Source organism: Desulfosporosinus shakirovi (genome assembly GCF_020595055.1).
In the GTDB taxonomy this organism is placed as follows: Bacteria; Bacillota; Desulfitobacteriia; order Desulfitobacteriales; family Desulfitobacteriaceae; genus Desulfosporosinus; species Desulfosporosinus shakirovi.
Window position 1 is genome coordinate 26000 of sequence record NZ_JAJDOO010000032.1, and the last position, 15981, is coordinate 41980.

At 43.6% G+C, this 15981-nt stretch carries 13 protein-coding genes, 1 pseudogene and 1 riboswitch; of the genes and pseudogenes, 1 reads left to right on the top strand and 13 read right to left on the bottom strand.

Features of this window, described 5'->3' with window-relative positions:
- Nucleotides 1-162: 162 nt before the first annotated feature.
- Nucleotides 163-276, bottom strand: a riboswitch (TPP riboswitch).
- Between the two features lie 48 nt (nucleotides 277-324).
- Both LJE72_RS26840 and LJE72_RS20475 read right to left on the bottom strand, forming a co-directional pair.
- Nucleotides 325-1002: pseudogene (locus tag LJE72_RS26840) on the bottom strand (HD-GYP domain-containing protein).
- 29 nt (nucleotides 1003-1031) lie between these two features.
- Entirely contained in the window at nucleotides 1032-2138 is a 1107-nt protein-coding gene (locus LJE72_RS20475) for a diguanylate cyclase domain-containing protein (protein WP_229249844.1), read from the bottom strand.
- Nucleotides 2139-2404: 266 nt separating this feature from the next.
- Here LJE72_RS20475 and LJE72_RS20480 point away from each other — a divergent pair, with 266 nt between their 5' ends.
- Nucleotides 2405-3742, top strand: a complete 1338-nt coding sequence (locus LJE72_RS20480) for a DNA recombination protein RmuC (RefSeq protein ID WP_229249845.1) — start codon at nucleotides 2405-2407, stop codon at nucleotides 3740-3742.
- A gap of 75 nt (nucleotides 3743-3817) precedes the next feature.
- Here the strand turns inward: LJE72_RS20480 and cydC are convergent, their stop codons facing one another.
- The 11 genes from cydC to LJE72_RS20535 form a co-directional block, all read right to left on the bottom strand.
- Nucleotides 3818-5554 carry a thiol reductant ABC exporter subunit CydC gene (gene cydC, locus LJE72_RS20485; RefSeq protein WP_229249846.1) on the bottom strand — a complete coding sequence of 579 codons (1737 nt, stop codon included), beginning with the start codon at nucleotides 5552-5554 and terminating at the stop codon, nucleotides 3818-3820.
- Nucleotides 5551-7311: a thiol reductant ABC exporter subunit CydD gene (cydD, locus tag LJE72_RS20490; protein ID WP_229249847.1), complete on the bottom strand. Its 1761-nt coding sequence runs from the start codon at nucleotides 7309-7311 to the stop codon at nucleotides 5551-5553. Before cydD ends, cydC begins: the two co-directional genes overlap by 4 nt.
- Before the next feature lie 200 nt (nucleotides 7312-7511).
- The gene (gene cydB, locus LJE72_RS20495; protein WP_229249848.1) at nucleotides 7512-8516 is read right to left on the bottom strand and encodes a cytochrome d ubiquinol oxidase subunit II; all 1005 of its coding nucleotides are present in this window, start codon (nucleotides 8514-8516) and stop codon (nucleotides 7512-7514) included.
- Nucleotides 8507-9895 (bottom strand): cytochrome ubiquinol oxidase subunit I, encoded by a 1389-nt coding sequence (locus LJE72_RS20500; RefSeq protein WP_229249849.1) that lies wholly within the window; start codon nucleotides 9893-9895, stop codon nucleotides 8507-8509. Before LJE72_RS20500 ends, cydB begins: the two co-directional genes overlap by 10 nt.
- Nucleotides 9896-10271: 376 nt before the next feature.
- A complete protein-coding gene (locus LJE72_RS20505) occupies nucleotides 10272-10946 on the bottom strand; it encodes a cupin domain-containing protein (RefSeq protein ID WP_229249850.1) in 675 nt (224 codons plus the stop codon).
- Nucleotides 10947-11029: 83 nt separating this feature from the next.
- The gene (locus LJE72_RS20510) at nucleotides 11030-11578 is read right to left on the bottom strand and encodes a BMC domain-containing protein (protein WP_229249851.1); all 549 of its coding nucleotides are present in this window, start codon (nucleotides 11576-11578) and stop codon (nucleotides 11030-11032) included.
- Nucleotides 11575-12969: a 4Fe-4S dicluster domain-containing protein gene (locus LJE72_RS20515; protein WP_396391598.1), complete on the bottom strand. Its 1395-nt coding sequence runs from the start codon at nucleotides 12967-12969 to the stop codon at nucleotides 11575-11577. The genes LJE72_RS20510 and LJE72_RS20515 overlap by 4 nt, the downstream gene beginning before the upstream one ends.
- A gap of 10 nt (nucleotides 12970-12979) precedes the next feature.
- On the bottom strand, nucleotides 12980-13273 hold the full coding sequence (locus LJE72_RS20520) for a EutN/CcmL family microcompartment protein (RefSeq protein WP_229249852.1): 294 nt from the start codon (nucleotides 13271-13273) through the stop codon (nucleotides 12980-12982).
- Nucleotides 13270-14133 (bottom strand): HFCD family protein, encoded by an 864-nt coding sequence (locus LJE72_RS20525; RefSeq protein WP_229249853.1) that lies wholly within the window; start codon nucleotides 14131-14133, stop codon nucleotides 13270-13272. The genes LJE72_RS20520 and LJE72_RS20525 overlap by 4 nt, the downstream gene beginning before the upstream one ends.
- 2 nt (nucleotides 14134-14135) lie before the next feature.
- Nucleotides 14136-15539 carry a phosphate propanoyltransferase gene (pduL, locus tag LJE72_RS20530; protein WP_229249854.1) on the bottom strand — a complete coding sequence of 468 codons (1404 nt, stop codon included), beginning with the start codon at nucleotides 15537-15539 and terminating at the stop codon, nucleotides 14136-14138.
- Nucleotides 15540-15629: 90 nt separating this feature from the next.
- Nucleotides 15630-15938: a BMC domain-containing protein gene (locus LJE72_RS20535; protein WP_073033545.1), complete on the bottom strand. Its 309-nt coding sequence runs from the start codon at nucleotides 15936-15938 to the stop codon at nucleotides 15630-15632.
- Nucleotides 15939-15981 lie beyond the last annotated feature (43 nt).

Genomic DNA, 15981 nt, shown 5'->3' on the forward strand with positions numbered 1-15981 from the left:
CATACCTCCTGCATCTTTTTAGTCTCTTTGAATTAGAAAACTTGGTTAACGCCAAGCATTCAGGCGATGGCAACAGCCTTCGTTGCCCGTATTAGGTATTCTTTCCGGAGTACAAAAAAGAGCACAAATCTCCAGAATAAGATTTGTGCTCTTTTATTTCCACAAAAGAGTAAACCGCTTACCTACGCTGGCATTATCCAGATCAGGTTAAAAAGGGTCTTAGACTTTTTAGGGTCTAAATCTCAGCCGGCCTTTCCAGCTCCCCTGCCCATAACATAATTTATTTGTTATAAAGTTAACATGGAAGAAGCGTAAAGTCAATGGTCAGACGCTATATTTTGGTGAACATATCCCTCCGAACGAATTAGAGATTGGTACAAGTCTTGGATCAAACTGAATTCCCATATGGTTATTTAACTCTTGAAATGCTTGCTCTTGGCTCATAGCTTTCCGATAAGGGCGATTGTTTGTCATAGCATCGTATGCATCAGCTATTGCCACTATACGACACTCTACGGGAATCTCCTCTTCTTTGAGCCCCAGAGGGATAGCCCTGACCATTCCACCATTCGTGATGTCTCAATATGAAGTCAGCGATGGTCAACAGGTCGGGAGCCGATTGCGCAATTTTCGATGTCCGATATCACTATGCCGTTGCATTTCCTTGAACTCCTCCTCAGTCAGACGTCCGGGCTTGAAAAAAATGCGATCAGGAATACCTACTTTCCCGATGTCATGGAATTTTGCCAAGAGGCGTAAATCTGCGAGAGTTCGTTGGGATAAAGACATTGCTCCTCCCAGTGAAACCACAAGATTTTGTAAACGATCTGCATGCCCTTCCGTGATAAAATCTCTAGCCTCAAGCGCCTTCATCATCGCATGTACTATTGCACTGCGAGCACTCTTGTTGCGATGCAGTTTTTGGCGGTACGTGCCATCGTCCGCTTCTTTAAACACCTCGTCAAGATTAAGATTGGTTTTTTCACTCACCGCAAAACCCATAGACAAACTAAGAGGAAATTTCTCGTTTTCTACATTATACCTTTCGACTGATTTTCGAAGTCTATACAGGCTTGTTCCACCACAGGTAATTCGCTTTTAGGTAAGATTATGGCAAACTCATCCCCACCAATTCTATATATAAGGTCCTCTTCTCTAAAACTCTTTTTAATAAGGCTTGCTGTGAGCCTAAGCAGTTTATCCCCTGCACTATGTCCAAGGGAATCATTGACTAGTTTTAGCCCATTAATATCACAAACAATTATCCCGACCGGGATACTGTCCCCTTTTTCGAGAAGACGCATTTTTTCTTCGAAATAAGTTCGATTATACAAGTCGGTTAAAGCGTCATGAAAGCTCATATGTTCGAACTTCTCTTGAAATTTCTTTATCTCTGTAATATCTTTTCCAATGCTGGCAACACCCGTGACATTCCCTTCAGAATCATACAGGAGGGTATGGTTCCAATCAACATATCGTATTTCTCCATTTTTAGTTTGTATCGGTTCGTAATCCTTGACAGTAATTTTTTTGTTATTTAAGCACTCTTTAAACCATCTGATCGCATTTTCTCTTGTCGCATCAGGAATAAAAATATCAAAAAAACTTTCTCCGATAACCTCTTCTTTCTCATAACCTGTCAACCCTAAGGCAAAATCGTTAACAAAAATCAAACGGCCATCTTTATCTAAAATACCTGTAAGAAGTTGATTGGTAACATAAGTCGCCGGAACCGTTACCCCCATAGACCATTGGACACCTGGCACAGGTACATAGGCTAAATATTGAGCTTCATCATTAACAGAAAATCTGGTAAATCCTGTTTCCCCTTGAGTCATTTTTGGAAATACTATTTTTAAGTCCGGTGCTGCATCGTCATCATTAAGTGGATTGTAGGTCAGCATTAATTTAGGATTATGAGTAATTATTAATCCGTCTTGCTGAACTAAATGAGCGCTGCCTATCTCTCCGATAATTTTTAACGTAACAATTCTGTTGTGATCCATCAGCATAATATTTCCACCTACCATACCAATCACCTTATTATCTTTGATAATTGGTGCAGCGATTACAATAATCGGATTCTTGCTTCCCCTGGATATCATGGGATCGGATATTATTGACTGACCACTTGACATAACCTTCTTAAAGTAATCTATTTCTTCAAACTTTACTAATTACTTCTATCTATAATTTGATTATCCCGCAAAAAATTACTTTTGTCTACAAAAAAAATTTATACTTTCGTTTATTCAACATATTTCGAGTAGTTTCTCTAAATAAGGAAATAAATGGACTTTGAAGGGACTTAATTTTAACAAATATCTATTGAAAAACAGCAGTTTGTCTCCCTGTTATGATAAAGTATTAAGCGAAATACAATACATAATAACAGGAGGCCGCTATGACAGAACAGTTACTGATAGGACTAATCATCCTTGTCCTCATCACCATCATTTTACTTATAATCTTAATTATCCGTTCGACACGGAATCCCTTTGGTAAGCTCGAGAATCAATTTAATTCTCTAGAGAAAAATCTCGAACGTAACGAACGACTTGTCAATGGGGAAATATCCAAGAATCGTGAAGAATCAAATAATAACGCAAGACAGGTCCGTGAGGAATTAAATCAATCCGTCCGTTCGTTTAACGATTCCGTACTGGCCCGTATGGCTGAAATCGCTAACCTTCAACGCAACCAATTGGACATTTTCGCCGCTCAGTTAGGCACCCTTTCAAAAACGAATGATCTTAAATTAGAACAAATGCGCAAAACTGTGGAAGAACGTCTTCTCCTACTGCAGCAAGATAATGGTCAAAGACTAGACCAGATGCGTGCGACCGTAGACGAAAAACTCAGCGCCACCCTTGAGCAACGTTTAGGAGAATCTTTCAAATTAGTCAGCGAACGATTAGAAGCAGTGCACAAAGGGCTTGGAGAAATGCAAACCCTGGCTTCTGGCGTTGGTGACTTAAAAAAAGTCCTGACTAATGTTAAAACACGAGGGATTTGGGGGGAAATACAACTCGGCAATTTGTTGGAGCAGATCCTTACTCCGGAACAATATGCCTCCAACGTAACTACTAAAGCCGGGAGTAACGATCGAGTAGAATTTGCAATTAAGCTGCCTGCCCGAGACGGACAGGACAATATTATATGGCTTCCTATCGATGCCAAATTTCCTATTGAGGATTACGAGCGGTTAATTGAAGCACAAGATCAAGCCAATCTACCGCGCATCGAAGAGCTCGGCAAATCTCTTGAAAACCGTATTAAACTAGAGGGGAAAACGATCAGAGATAAATACATCGATCCGCCCAACACAACCGATTTTGGCATTCTATTCTTACCGGTTGAAGGATTATATGCTGAAGTACTGCGTCGGCCTGGTCTTTGTGAACTTCTCCAACGAGAGTACAGGGTTATCATAACAGGACCAACCACACTGGCAGCCCTCCTCAATAGCCTGCAAATGGGTTTCAAGACGTTGGCTATTGAGAAACGTTCCAGTGAAGTTTGGAATTTACTTAGCGCCGTTAAAACTGAATTTGGGAAATTTGTTGAGATCCTGGAAAAAACCCAGAAAAAACTTCAGGAAGCAAGCAATACTATTGATACTGCAACCAGAAAGAGCCGCACAATTGCACGAAAGCTTAAGGATGTCCAGACTCTTCCTGCCAGTGAAGCTGATTTAATGCTGGACAATGAGACAGAGCACGAAGAGCAACCTGATGCTTAATCTTCAAATTAAAATAATTGCTCTATTTAGGCATACTAAAAGAGATTTCACCAACTTCGTCACTTTTGTTTTATACTATTTATTTATTGGTGTTACTTCTCTCCTATCCCACAGCTTACGATAAAAGCCTTTCTTTTGAAGAAGCTCACAGTGTTCACCGCGCTCGACAACTTGACCTTGGTCGAGAACAAGGATCTCATCCATTCTCTCTAACCCAGATATGTGATGTGTTATTACTAGAGTGGTTCGCCCTTCCATAAGTTTATACACTTCCTCCATGACATCACGTTCTGTAATCGGATCCAATCCTTCCATGGCTTCATCCAGGATCAAAATCGGAGCGTTTTTTAGTAAGACTCGGGCAATTGCTAACCGCTGCCTTTGTCCCCCAGAGAGTTTGAAACCGCCTTCTCCGACCAAGCTGTCATATCCTTTAGGCAATGATCGTACAAAATCATGAAGCTTCGCTCTCCTTGACGCTAGGATTAGTTCCTCTTCACTTGCCTCAGGTTTTGCTAAAAGAAGATTTTCTCGAATTGTTGCATTGAAGATGTGGGTTCGTTGCGTCACAACTCCTACAAAGCCTCGAACCTCTTCTTGTGTATACTGCTGAAGAGACTGCCCTCCCAATTCGATGCGACCCTCATTGTATTCCCAAAAACGCAGGAGAAGATTTACTATACTAGTCTTACCTGCCCCGCTCGCTCCAACAATTGCTACTTTTCCCTTCTCGGCAATTTGCAATAATAATTGTTTCAAAGCCCATGGTTCACTTTCCCCATACTTAAAACATACTTCATGGAAGGTAAGACTCATTTCTTGAGGTTTAACAGACACTGCTTCATGATCTTTAATGGCAGGTTCAGCCTCGATCAATTCAAGCAAGCGGTCCGCCGCAGCACGGTTTTGTTCCAAATGATGGGGAACAAGCGCCAGAGGAAAGAGCGCTTCAAAGCTGCTAAAGGTTCCAAGGGCTAACATTCCTAAGTTAACCCCACTCAATTTTCCTTTTTCTACGAGGATTATTCCCAGAACGAGGATCATCCACATGCTAAGATTAGCGAGCATCCCTGTTAAAGCTAAGGAAAACGCTGACAGCCAAGCGACTCGTCGTTGATGATGGGTCAATTTCTGGTTAGTATCTCGAATTTTCTCTAAGTGCGATTGGACCTGACCGTAAGCTGCTAATTCAGTAATTCCTAAAAGGCTGTCGGCAACCTGCGAATTCAACTCTGCTCTTAACGTAATTAAGTGATGCCCTGCCCTTTTACTCAGACTTTTAATTAGCCATGGAATCACAAGCCCAGCCATAAGAAACCCGGCCGCCAAAATGACGGTAAACCTCATATCATAACGAGCGAGAAAAAAGCCATATCCACAGAGAACCAGTACGGCTACAATAGGCGGAGACAAAACCTTCAGAAATAGATTTTGTTGAGTTTCAACATCTGCAACAATCCGTCTAAGAAGGTCTGCACTGCGAAAATTCATCAATCGAGCCGGAGCCAAAGGTTCTAGCCCTTGGTAAAACTTCACTCGTATTCGGCTTAACACTCGGAATGTCACGTCATGAGAAACATAACGTTCTAAGTAGCGAAAGACCGCACGGGAGAGCCCAAAGAAACGAACACCAACAATGGTTACCATTAAATCGAGAACTGGCGGATGAAGAGCCGCACGGGCCAAAAGATAGGCGGACGTTGCCATTAAGCCAATATGACTCGTAATTGTCAGGGCACTCAATATTAAAGCAAGCAGGATTCGCCGCCAATAAGGTAATATCAAATGAATTAACCAGATTGTACTCTTCATCTTAATTCACCTCGATATTCTTTCACCATGCGAAAATAAAGCCCCTGCACTTCCATCAATTCCTCATGGGTACCCTCTTCTATGATCTGCCCCTGATCCATTACCAGGATGCGACTTGCTTGGAAAACCGTATCCAGCCGGTGGGCAATGATTAAGGCAGTCTTCCCTCTTAATAAGCGTTGCAAGGCCTCCTGAACAAGATACTCACTCTCTAAGTCTAAGTTTGAAGTTGCTTCATCCAAGATAAGAAGTGGGGCATCTTTTAAAAATGCCCTGGCAAGTGCAATCCTTTGGGCCTGTCCCCCGCTTAAGCGAGTGCCTCCTTCTCCCAGGTGAGTTTGGTATCCATCCGGAAGATTTATGATGAATTCATTGGCTGAGGCCTCCTGAGCTGCTCTGACAACCTCTTCTAAGGTTGCAGAAGACCTGCCAAAGCGAATATTTTCCGCTATACTGCCCGCAAATAAATGTGGATCTTGAGGAACGTAGGCGATCTGATCCCGCCATTTGTCCACAGAAATTATGTCGAGCAAAGTTTCATTGACGAAAACTTGTCCTGAAGCAGGGGCAATAAAACGAAGCAGCAAGTGAGCAATGGATGTTTTGCCTGCTCCGCTTGGACCGACGAGAGCTATCTTTTCTCCTGAATTTATGGAAAAATTAATCCCTTTTAGAGTGGGAGCCTCTCCGGCTTGATAAGTTAAGTTAACTTGTTTGAAAGAAATATTAAACTTCGAGAGTAACACCTGATCTTGACGATTTGCAACGAAATCATCATTGACTGTTTGCTGTTTGATCTCATTCATCAAAGGGAGATCTAATATTTCAAAGATACGAACAGAAGCGTTTACCCCAGACAACCCAGCATGGAAATTTAAGCCGAGGTTTCTAAGCGGGGTATAAAATTCAGGAGCTAGCAGTAAGAGAAACAACCCTGATGAGTAAGAGAGGGTTCCATTGACCAACCTCAATCCAATAGTAACTGCAACCAGGGCTGTGCTAATTGTGGCTAGAAACTCTAAGACCAACGCAGATAAGAAAGCTACTCTCAAGACACTGAGTGTTGTTTTTCGAAAAGAATCACTGACTCTTTCGATTACATGTATCTGATCTTTTGCGCGGCCAAAAGCCTTAAGTGTTGTTAAACCCTGTAATACATCTAAAAAATGAGCACTCATCCAACTTAAGCTTTGCCACTGCTGTAGTGACTTTTTTTCTGCCAGTTTTCCGATCAACATCATAAAGATTGGAATGAGGGGACCTGTCAAAAGTAGAATTAAGCCGGACTTCCAATCCAGGGAAAACACAAATATTAGCATTAAGAGCGGTATCCCCGCCGCCAGAACCATTTGAGGTAGGGATTTGGAAAAATAATCCTCAAGGGCTTCTATTCCATCCACCACCGTTGTGATTAACTCTCCTGATCGTTCTCCTCGAGCATACATTGGGCCTAAGGACATGATATGGTTCAGCAAACGTTCCCGTAAACTTATCCTGATACGGGAGGATGCTTCAAAAGCACATATCTCGCTGCACCATTGAAAAACTGCTCTTATACCAAAGATTCCAAGGATCATTAGCAGAGAATTCCAGACTGCTTTAAGAGACGCCCCCTCCAAGAAGACCCATGCAACAATGCTGGAGAAAAACCAGGCCTGAAGGACTGCGAGTAATGAAATCCCTATATTGAGGCCAACCGTGAGCGACAGAAATCCCCAAACAGACTTCCCCTCCCGGATTAACCGTTTATTAAACATATTGTCATCTCCTAGCACACATTCACACACGTTCCCCATTCACTCCACTAAAATGTTCACTTTGCAATTGCCCCCCTTAAATTCTGGTCAGCAGGGCTTAGAACGGGTAGAATGTGGAGACGGTTCTTGAGTTATTTTGAGGTCATATAAAATAAGGGGCAAGATATATATCTTGCCCCTTATTTTATATGAAAACCTTCTTAATAGTGAAGGTTTTTTTCTGTGATGCGATTGCGAAAAACCCAATAAGTCCATCCTTGATACAGAAGCACAATGGGTACCATAACCAAAGCTATGATCGTCATTATTTTCAGGGTATATGGGCTTGATGATGCATTATAAATAGTTAGACTCCACTGCATATTGAGACTAGAAACCATCACGCGAGGGAAAAGCCCCCAGAATAAGGATACGGTAAACAACAGAATGGTTATACCATTCAGGATAAACGCCCAACCTGCTTTACGAGAACGTATCAAAATTGAGGCCAAGATAAGGGCTGCACCGGAACCAACTAAGGTAATACTCGCACCTAAACTTGCAAAGAGATCCGTCTGGAAATAGCTTAGACCAGCTAACAGTGTAACTACGGGAATTGCTGCTAATGCAATACCTTGGGCCGCTTTCATAGCCCGCTCAGCCATCTCACCAGTGGTCTTCAGGCTCAGGAACAAGGCACCATGAAACATGAAAACGAACAGTGTGGTCAAACCGCCAACTATGGCATATGGAGAGAGAAGATCGAAGAAGGTTCCAACATATTGCATTTTCGCATCAATCGGTACTCCTCTGACCAGATTTGCCATTGCTACGCCCCAAAGAAGCGCTGACAAGAAGCTTCCCGTGAAAATCATCCAGTCCCACGTACTTCGCCAAAGGGGATTGGAATCACTGCTTCGAAATTCGAAGGCAACACCACGAATTATTAAGGAAACTAACACTAGAAACAACGCGAGAAAAAAGCCACTAAACAAGGTGGAGTACCAATTTGGAAATGCTGCAAACATGGCTCCACCAGCCGTAATCAACCAAACTTCGTTTCCATCCCAGTGCGGTCCGATCGTATTAATAAGGACACGACGTTCTTGATCGTTTTTACCCAGGAAGGGAAGCAAAATCCCTACTCCAAAATCAAACCCTTCCAGAAAAAAGAAGCCTGCAAACAAAACGGTAATGAGTATGAACCAGAGGATATTTAAGTCCATAATGACGCCCCCTTAACTTCACTATTCAGGTGTTCATCGAGATCAGCCTCTTCCGGACCTTTCTTAATATACTTAACCATCAGGTAAAGATCTGCTGCCGCCAAGGCTGCATATACCAGCATAAAGCCCACAAATGCAATCAACATGGATAACATTGAAACTGAGGTTGATACACCATGTTCAACTCTTTGTAACCCATAGACAATCCAAGGTTGACGTCCGACTTCTGCTAAAAACCAACCCGCAATATTAGCTATATAGGGAACTGGGATCGTCCAGAGCAAGAGTTTCAAAAACAAAGTATTTTGTTCATAGGCTTTCGTTTTATAGAAGTAAAGTCCTAGCAAAGCCATCAATACTAACCACATACCTGCGGTCAACATAATTCGGAAACTCCAGAACAAAGACGCTACCGGCGGAACATAATTTCCTGGCCCATATTCTTGAACTGCGGTGTTCTGAAGCTCATGAATTCCCTTAACCTCGCCTGTAAAACTGTTATACAAAAGGAAGCTTAACATCCCGGGAATCTTGATTTCAAAGTTGTTTTTCTGTCCTTGCTCATCGATTGAGGCATATAACGATAAACCTGCAGGATTTTCTGTTTCCCAATGTGCTTCAGCAGCAGCCATCTTCATAGGTTGTGATTCTACAAGGTGCATTCCTTGTAAATGCCCTACTCCCGCAACTCCCAAGGTACTAATTAAGGCAAAGATCACAGCAATATGAAACGAACGCCGAAAAACATCAAGATGACTCTTTTTCAAAAGGTGGTATGCACTAACGCCCATGACAAAAAAACCAGCCGTCACAAATCCGCTAAGTACGGTATGAGGAAATTGATATATTACATGAGGATTTGTAATTACAGCAAAAAAATCGGTCATTTCGGCGCGCCCATTACGTAAAATATATCCAACCGGTTCTTGCATAAATGAATTAGCAACTAGAATAAAGAACGCCGATATGTTTGAAGAAATTGCCACAATCCAGATAGTTGTTAAATGAACCTTCTTAGATAATTTATCCCAGCCAAAAACCCATAATCCTAAAAAGGTAGACTCCAGGAAAAACGCCACTAAAGCCTCAATAGCTAAAGGCGCGCCAAAAATATCCCCAACAAAACGTGAATACTCCGACCAGTTCATACCAAATTGGAACTCTTGAACTATACCAGTAACGACACCCATGGCAAAATTAATTAAGAATAATTTCCCCCAGAATTTGGTCATTTTTTTATAGGTTTCATTTCCTGTTTTAGCATACCAAGTTTCCATCATAGCAACGAGGACTCCTAGTCCTAATGTCAATGGCACGAACAAGAAATGATATGACGTGATTACCGCAAATTGTAATCTTGATAAAATAAGTTCAGTCATAGTTACACCTCCAATTTATCAGTATTAAGCGCCTATGTAGTAATTTTTGATCATTCTCCTCCCTTCTGTCTCTTGTTTGTTCTTGCTTTGAAAAATTAAATCTATATACCTAAAATATAGATATTTAAGTTGGTTAACCTTATTTATTATTATACTAATTATTATTTAGGTGGTCAACTAATTATTACTTAATTGAAATCAAATATTTATCAATTCAAACAAGACAGACTTCTTATTATGAACTGCCCCCGGTCAAGTGGAAAGTGGAAATAATAAACAAATCCTAGTTAGCTTTTAAATTGGATAACAACTTGTGGCATAAAAAACTCTTCCTTTTCAGGAAGAGTAATTATAGCCCTAGATTATCTTAATGTCCTTAATCGCAAAGATCTGCCCAGTTCGCAGGATAGGTTGCATAGAATATTTTACAAAACGTCGGAGAAGAAAAGACCACTTGACTTCCCTTTGGAATATAAAGCACATCTCCCGCTTTAGCGTGAAAGACTTGCCCCTCAACTTCTAGAACAAACTCTCCCTCTATGACATAATCAACCTCATCATAGTTTAGAAGCCATGGCAACTTAGAATGATCAAAGGTCATGAAACCCGAAGCCAGATTTCCTACGCGTGAGTCAATCACATCGACAAGTCCCACCTTTTGCCCCGGAGGAGCTTCCGGGAAGGGCTGGATTACCACGGTTTCCCCTTTGACATGAGTCGCTTTCGGATTCTCACAAGCCGGTTTGAGAACCTCACCCAGAATTTTCTGCACTGCTTTTTTTAGGTCGTCCCTTTGGTTTTCTGCGTCTTTAACGGTTCCAGAGGGAACTGGGACTTCTTTAACACTAGATTGTAAATTCACTAGTTGTCCGACGGATTGCCCTACAACAGTATGACTGATAATTTCTTGTCTCCCTTTGCTTATTGTAATCCCTAACTCTTTGGCTAAATCTTTAGCGGAGGGAGTCAGTACACTATCTTCTTCCAAAACAATATTTTTGTCTAATTTGGCCATATCTCGTAAAACGTTAGCCGAGATAAATCGTCCCATAGTACACCTCCTAAAATTAGATGTCAGAAGCCAAAAGCCGGAGATCAGACTTTGGACACTGAACATCGAGCTTCGCGCTATGCTTATAATAAGCTTTCAATTAATTGCTTCGCGGGGCGTGGTATGACAACCTGGCGGATAAGCAAACCTTTCTCACTCGCTAAGGTGCTTCCTTCTTCCACGGCTGCTTTGACGGAGGCTACTTCTCCGGTAAGGAGGGTATAGCTCTTGCCGCCGATTCCAAAGGCCAGATGGATGAGTAAAGGCTCAACGTCCCCTGCCTTAACGGCTGCATCTGCAGCTTCAATTAAGGATGCCACACTATAGGTTTCAATAATCCCTAAGGCTTTGATATCCTTAAGTGTATTGGCGCGACCAATGGCTGGCAGTATGGAGGGATGGACATTGGGGATGACGAAGGAATCCACCACCGTTTCCGCTCCTAAGTCAATGCCGGCGTTCACGGACTGCTGAACTCCCGATACATCTCCGCTGACCAAAACGATATATTTTCCCGGACAGATGGTTTTAGCTGCCAAAATGGTCACGTCAGCTGTTTTGACCATGATATCGGCACATTCGATGCCTTGTGCTATGCTTGTTAATTCGACCAGCCCTATGGCATGAATCATTTGGTAGCACCACCTTTCCGTATCGTAATGGCTAGAGGGGTGATTTGCGTCACAGTCCCGTCTATACTGGCGTGGACTTTTGCTCCTAGGACACCTACTGGGATTTCTCCTATGAGTTGTCCACTTCGAACTACGTCTCCGACCTTGACAACGGGGACTGCCGGTGCGCCAATGTGCTGTTGAAGTTTCAGGGTAACTTCATCGGGTTCATACACCTCTAAGGATAAAGGGGCTTCTTTATACCAGGGCCGAAGTCTCAAACGATCCATTAAACGTGATGAGGGGATTAAGCGATGTTTGGCCATGGGATCTTCTTTCCCCAGTTCTCCCTGATATTTAATACCCTGGGCTCGAAGCTCTGCTTTTAAGGCGACATTCACTCTAAGGGGGGATATTCCCACGGGACATGCATAGGCTTCACACACACCACACTCGGAACAAGTTAAGGCACTGGTTATCAACAAGGGATCTCCGATGCTTTTGTAGTTCACTGCTCGGATGAGTTTATGGGGAGAGAGTTCGTGTCCGATCATGTGTCTGGGGCAAAGCTCAGTACAGAAATTGCACTGCTCGCAGACAGTCTTGGCGATCCGTAAGACGGCTTCTACGCTCATAGTTTTTCGTTTGATAAGTGGATGGTCTTTTGGCAGACCGATTAACCCGCCCGTGGTTTTTGTGACAGGTGCCGAAAGATCAGGAATCAGTGTCCCCATCATCGGGCCGCCGTTAATATATGTAAGTTCCTTATCAACGCCGCCTGCCAGTTGGAGTACATCGTGCAAGGAGGTCCCGATGGGAACAGTGACTGTGATCGGCTTTTTAACCGCCCCAGTGAGGGTAAGGGTCCGAGTGGTGACAGGTTTTCCTTCTGCTGCATAAGCCACATTAATTAGAGTTTGAACATTATTTACAACGACTCCGATATTTAATGGTATACCCCCAGGAGGCACTCGACGTCCGGTTGTTAGCCAGATAGTGATGACTTCATCTCCTGCAGGATAAATATCCGGCAGGATCGACAATTGCATGCTAGCGCTTAGGTGGGGCTCTAAGGCTGCTATCGCTTCATGATATTTTGCTTTTAAAGCGATAATTCCTTGTTGAGCTCCGGTTGCTTTCATGGCTATACTTAGACCTTTAACCACTTGCTCCGGATATCGGGCGGCAAGTTGCTGGTCAGTTTTGAGCAGGGGCTCACATTCAGCAGCATTTACAATGACGATCTCAGCCTTAGCTGATAATTTGACATGAGTCGGAAAGCCAGCCCCCCCGGCTCCGACGACACCAGCATCCCTTACATACAGGCTAAGCTGATCTGCGCTTATCTCGTTTATACTTAAGCCCTTAAAACTGACGTTCTTGATTTCTTCTATCATATCTCTTTCTTTCACCTACTCCAGCTCACGCTCCGAAGGTTTCTTTGTCAATAATTCCTACGATGGTAGCATCAACAGGGATATTATGATTGCTTAACCCTTGCCGGGCCGAGGAGCCGCTGGCAACCATGACTATCTCATCTTCTCCTGCTCCGATTTGATCCGCGGCTACGAGGGAATTCCCAAATTCCATAAGCCTGGGTAATCCCGCTTCATCGTAAGTGAGAGTAACGGGTTGAACGACAAGAAACTTCAGACCGCGTAAAGATTCTTCTTTACGGGTTGACCATACATTCCCTATGACACGGGCTAAAATCATTGTCGTCCTGCCTCCTTCTCTATACACAACTCAATTCGGCGAAGCTTTAGAGTATCTCGGGCCAGCGGTGAAATGACGGTTCCCTGTTTTACGAAGATTTTTGAGTCTTCAGGAAATGAATAGGCCTGTTTATCACCTAAGAATTTTTTCTCGAAGCAGATCCCTCTCTGCCTGGAAATACACTCTGCATATGAGTCCGTTTGCTTCTGCTCACAAGTCCATGATGTCTGATCAGGATGAATCATTTGTTGTTGGACTGTTCTTCCTATGCTTGTGCTTTGTGGAGCAGGAACTGTCCTATTATCTGAAGTGAAGGTGTCATCTTTCTCCAGGGTCTCCCTGAGAATGAAACCGTAAGTCTGTACTTTTTTCAGATATCCTTCATAGAGGTCTCTGTAGGCTTGAGGAGTTTGTGCTGTTAAGCCAAGATACTCCGTCACAAGCTCGATGGCGCATCCTTTACTTATCCCTCGCCCAATCATCTCACAGATGGGGTTATCTCGTATCCCTAAGGCGGCTTTAGCCAAGGTATTCGGGGAACAGGTTGGCAGGATTAGTTTTTGCCAGTCAGACTTGCCCATGGCCTCTTCAACCGTAGTCCAGGTCATGCCTGCAGGCAGTACCAGCTTAGCTGTGAAAACCTGGTCACTTGGCAAGATGCTGAGCTTATAGTTGGCTCCCCACTTTCGTTGAACTGCAGTTAAGACCCGGGGGAAATCCGAGACATAGTTCAAGAGAACTAAGGCTTCTGATCTAAGGGGCTGATCCCCTTCCCGGCCTCCCTTTCCTTGGAGTAACCCTTGCAAAGAAGGCTCTGACAGGATACGACGCAGGATTTGGTTGATCAATTCTTCATTCATGGTCATACCCCCATGAGTTTGCCCTGGCTCGTTGCGTCAATAAGTGCCGCATTGGCTTCATCCATATCCAGGTGCATTTCTTTACGGTATTGGTCACTTACCCTAATCAACACGTCTTCATAGACCATGGGACGCTGACTCTCGACTTTTACCCGCACTCGGTCTCCATCTTTTAAGGACCATTCTTTCGCATCGTCACTGTGCAGATGAATGTGCCGGCTCGCTACCATGACACCTGCTTCGAGCTTGACATTACCGACTGGACCTGCGATCTCAAGTCCGGGAGTTCCTTCATGTTGCCCAGAATCTCGGATGACAGGCTTAATGCCTAATTTAAAACAATCCGTGACACTGATTTCCACTTGCGTGTTTTTTCTCACAGGGCCTAAGACACGGACCTTCTCTAAACTTCCTTTAGGTCCAACTAAGGTTACAGTTTCTTGAGCTGCAAACTGGCCGGGCTGAGAGAGTTCTTTTTGAACCCTTAAGGCATAGTTTTCACCGAAGAGGACCTCCAGGTCGGCCTGGGAAAGGTGGATATGGCGATTTGAAGTTCCCAAGGGAACTCGTTTTACTTTATGATCCTGAGTTTTACGACTTCTTACTTGACAGGCAAGAATGTAGAAAGCACTGGATAGCCGGTTTAAGGCCTGAATCAGATCCGTCCTGCTGCATACCCCGGTTTCATCTGTGAAAGCTCGGTTGGCATAGAGTTCGACTTCTCGTGACTTGGCTCTTAGATGATGAAGTTTGGCTGCGATGGGTCCATGGGAATAGCTTAAGGGAGTGTGATCCATTCCAAAATACTTCTTGGGATGATGGGATCGTTCCCGCAACTCTTCAGGGGTTAACCCCATCAGAGTTGCCCATTGAAAGGGCTCCTGTTTGACTTCACTAACCATCAGTTCTCGGCAAAGGGAAGAGATTTCTTCTAATTTCAGAATGAGTTCCTCTTCCCCTGCCTCCAGGAAAAAGCCTTGGGCTTCGATAAGTTCACATTGAAACAGGTCCAATTGCCCTCGGTAGGCAATCACCGGATGGGTCTTGCTGACTAAAGCCCCAGTACGCAAATGGGTCATGTGTTCGGGTTTAACGCCCGAAGAAATACTTGTTTGAGCTTGAGCTATAGCTTGGGGTTGAGTCTGAGTTTGAGTTTGGGTTTCACGAAGTACATTTGGTTCTTGAAAGGATTGCAGTCTGTTACTTCTATCGATGCTTTGGTTTGCACTGGAAAAGGTACTTTTATGAATATCCTGAAGCCCGTTTCCTTCGATTTGGACATCAATTCCCTTAGAGCGGATAAAGTCTCGCGCCGAAGGAGTGATTACACTTCCAGGCGGTAGTGTAATAATCTTGGTTTTAGTTTTATGCCAATTGGCCCTTAGTTCATACTCTGTGACGATCAAGTCCTCACCTCATTACAGAAGTCAGAGATCAGAAGCCAGAGGTCAGACTATTTCCTTTTACTTCTGGCTCGAACATTTGACCTTTACTTATTATTCCCCATAAACTTTGTTGTCACCGACTGGTAATATATACTCAACATCTTGGTGGGGGCGCGGTATAACATGTACGCTGAGGAGTGCTCCGACTCGTTGGGCTGCAGCAGCTCCGGCATCGACGGCAGCTTTGACCGCTCCGACATCCCCTCGTACCATGACTGAGACCAATCCACCGGAGACGTGCTCTTTCCCGCACAATGTGACATTGGCCGCTTTTAACATTTGATCGGCTGCTTCGATGGCTGGGATTAGTCCTTTGGTTTCTATCATTCCTAGGGCTATTACACTTCGATCTTGTGCCATTTTTTATTCCCTCCCAAATTCGTAGTTTGATATTCGTTGTTCG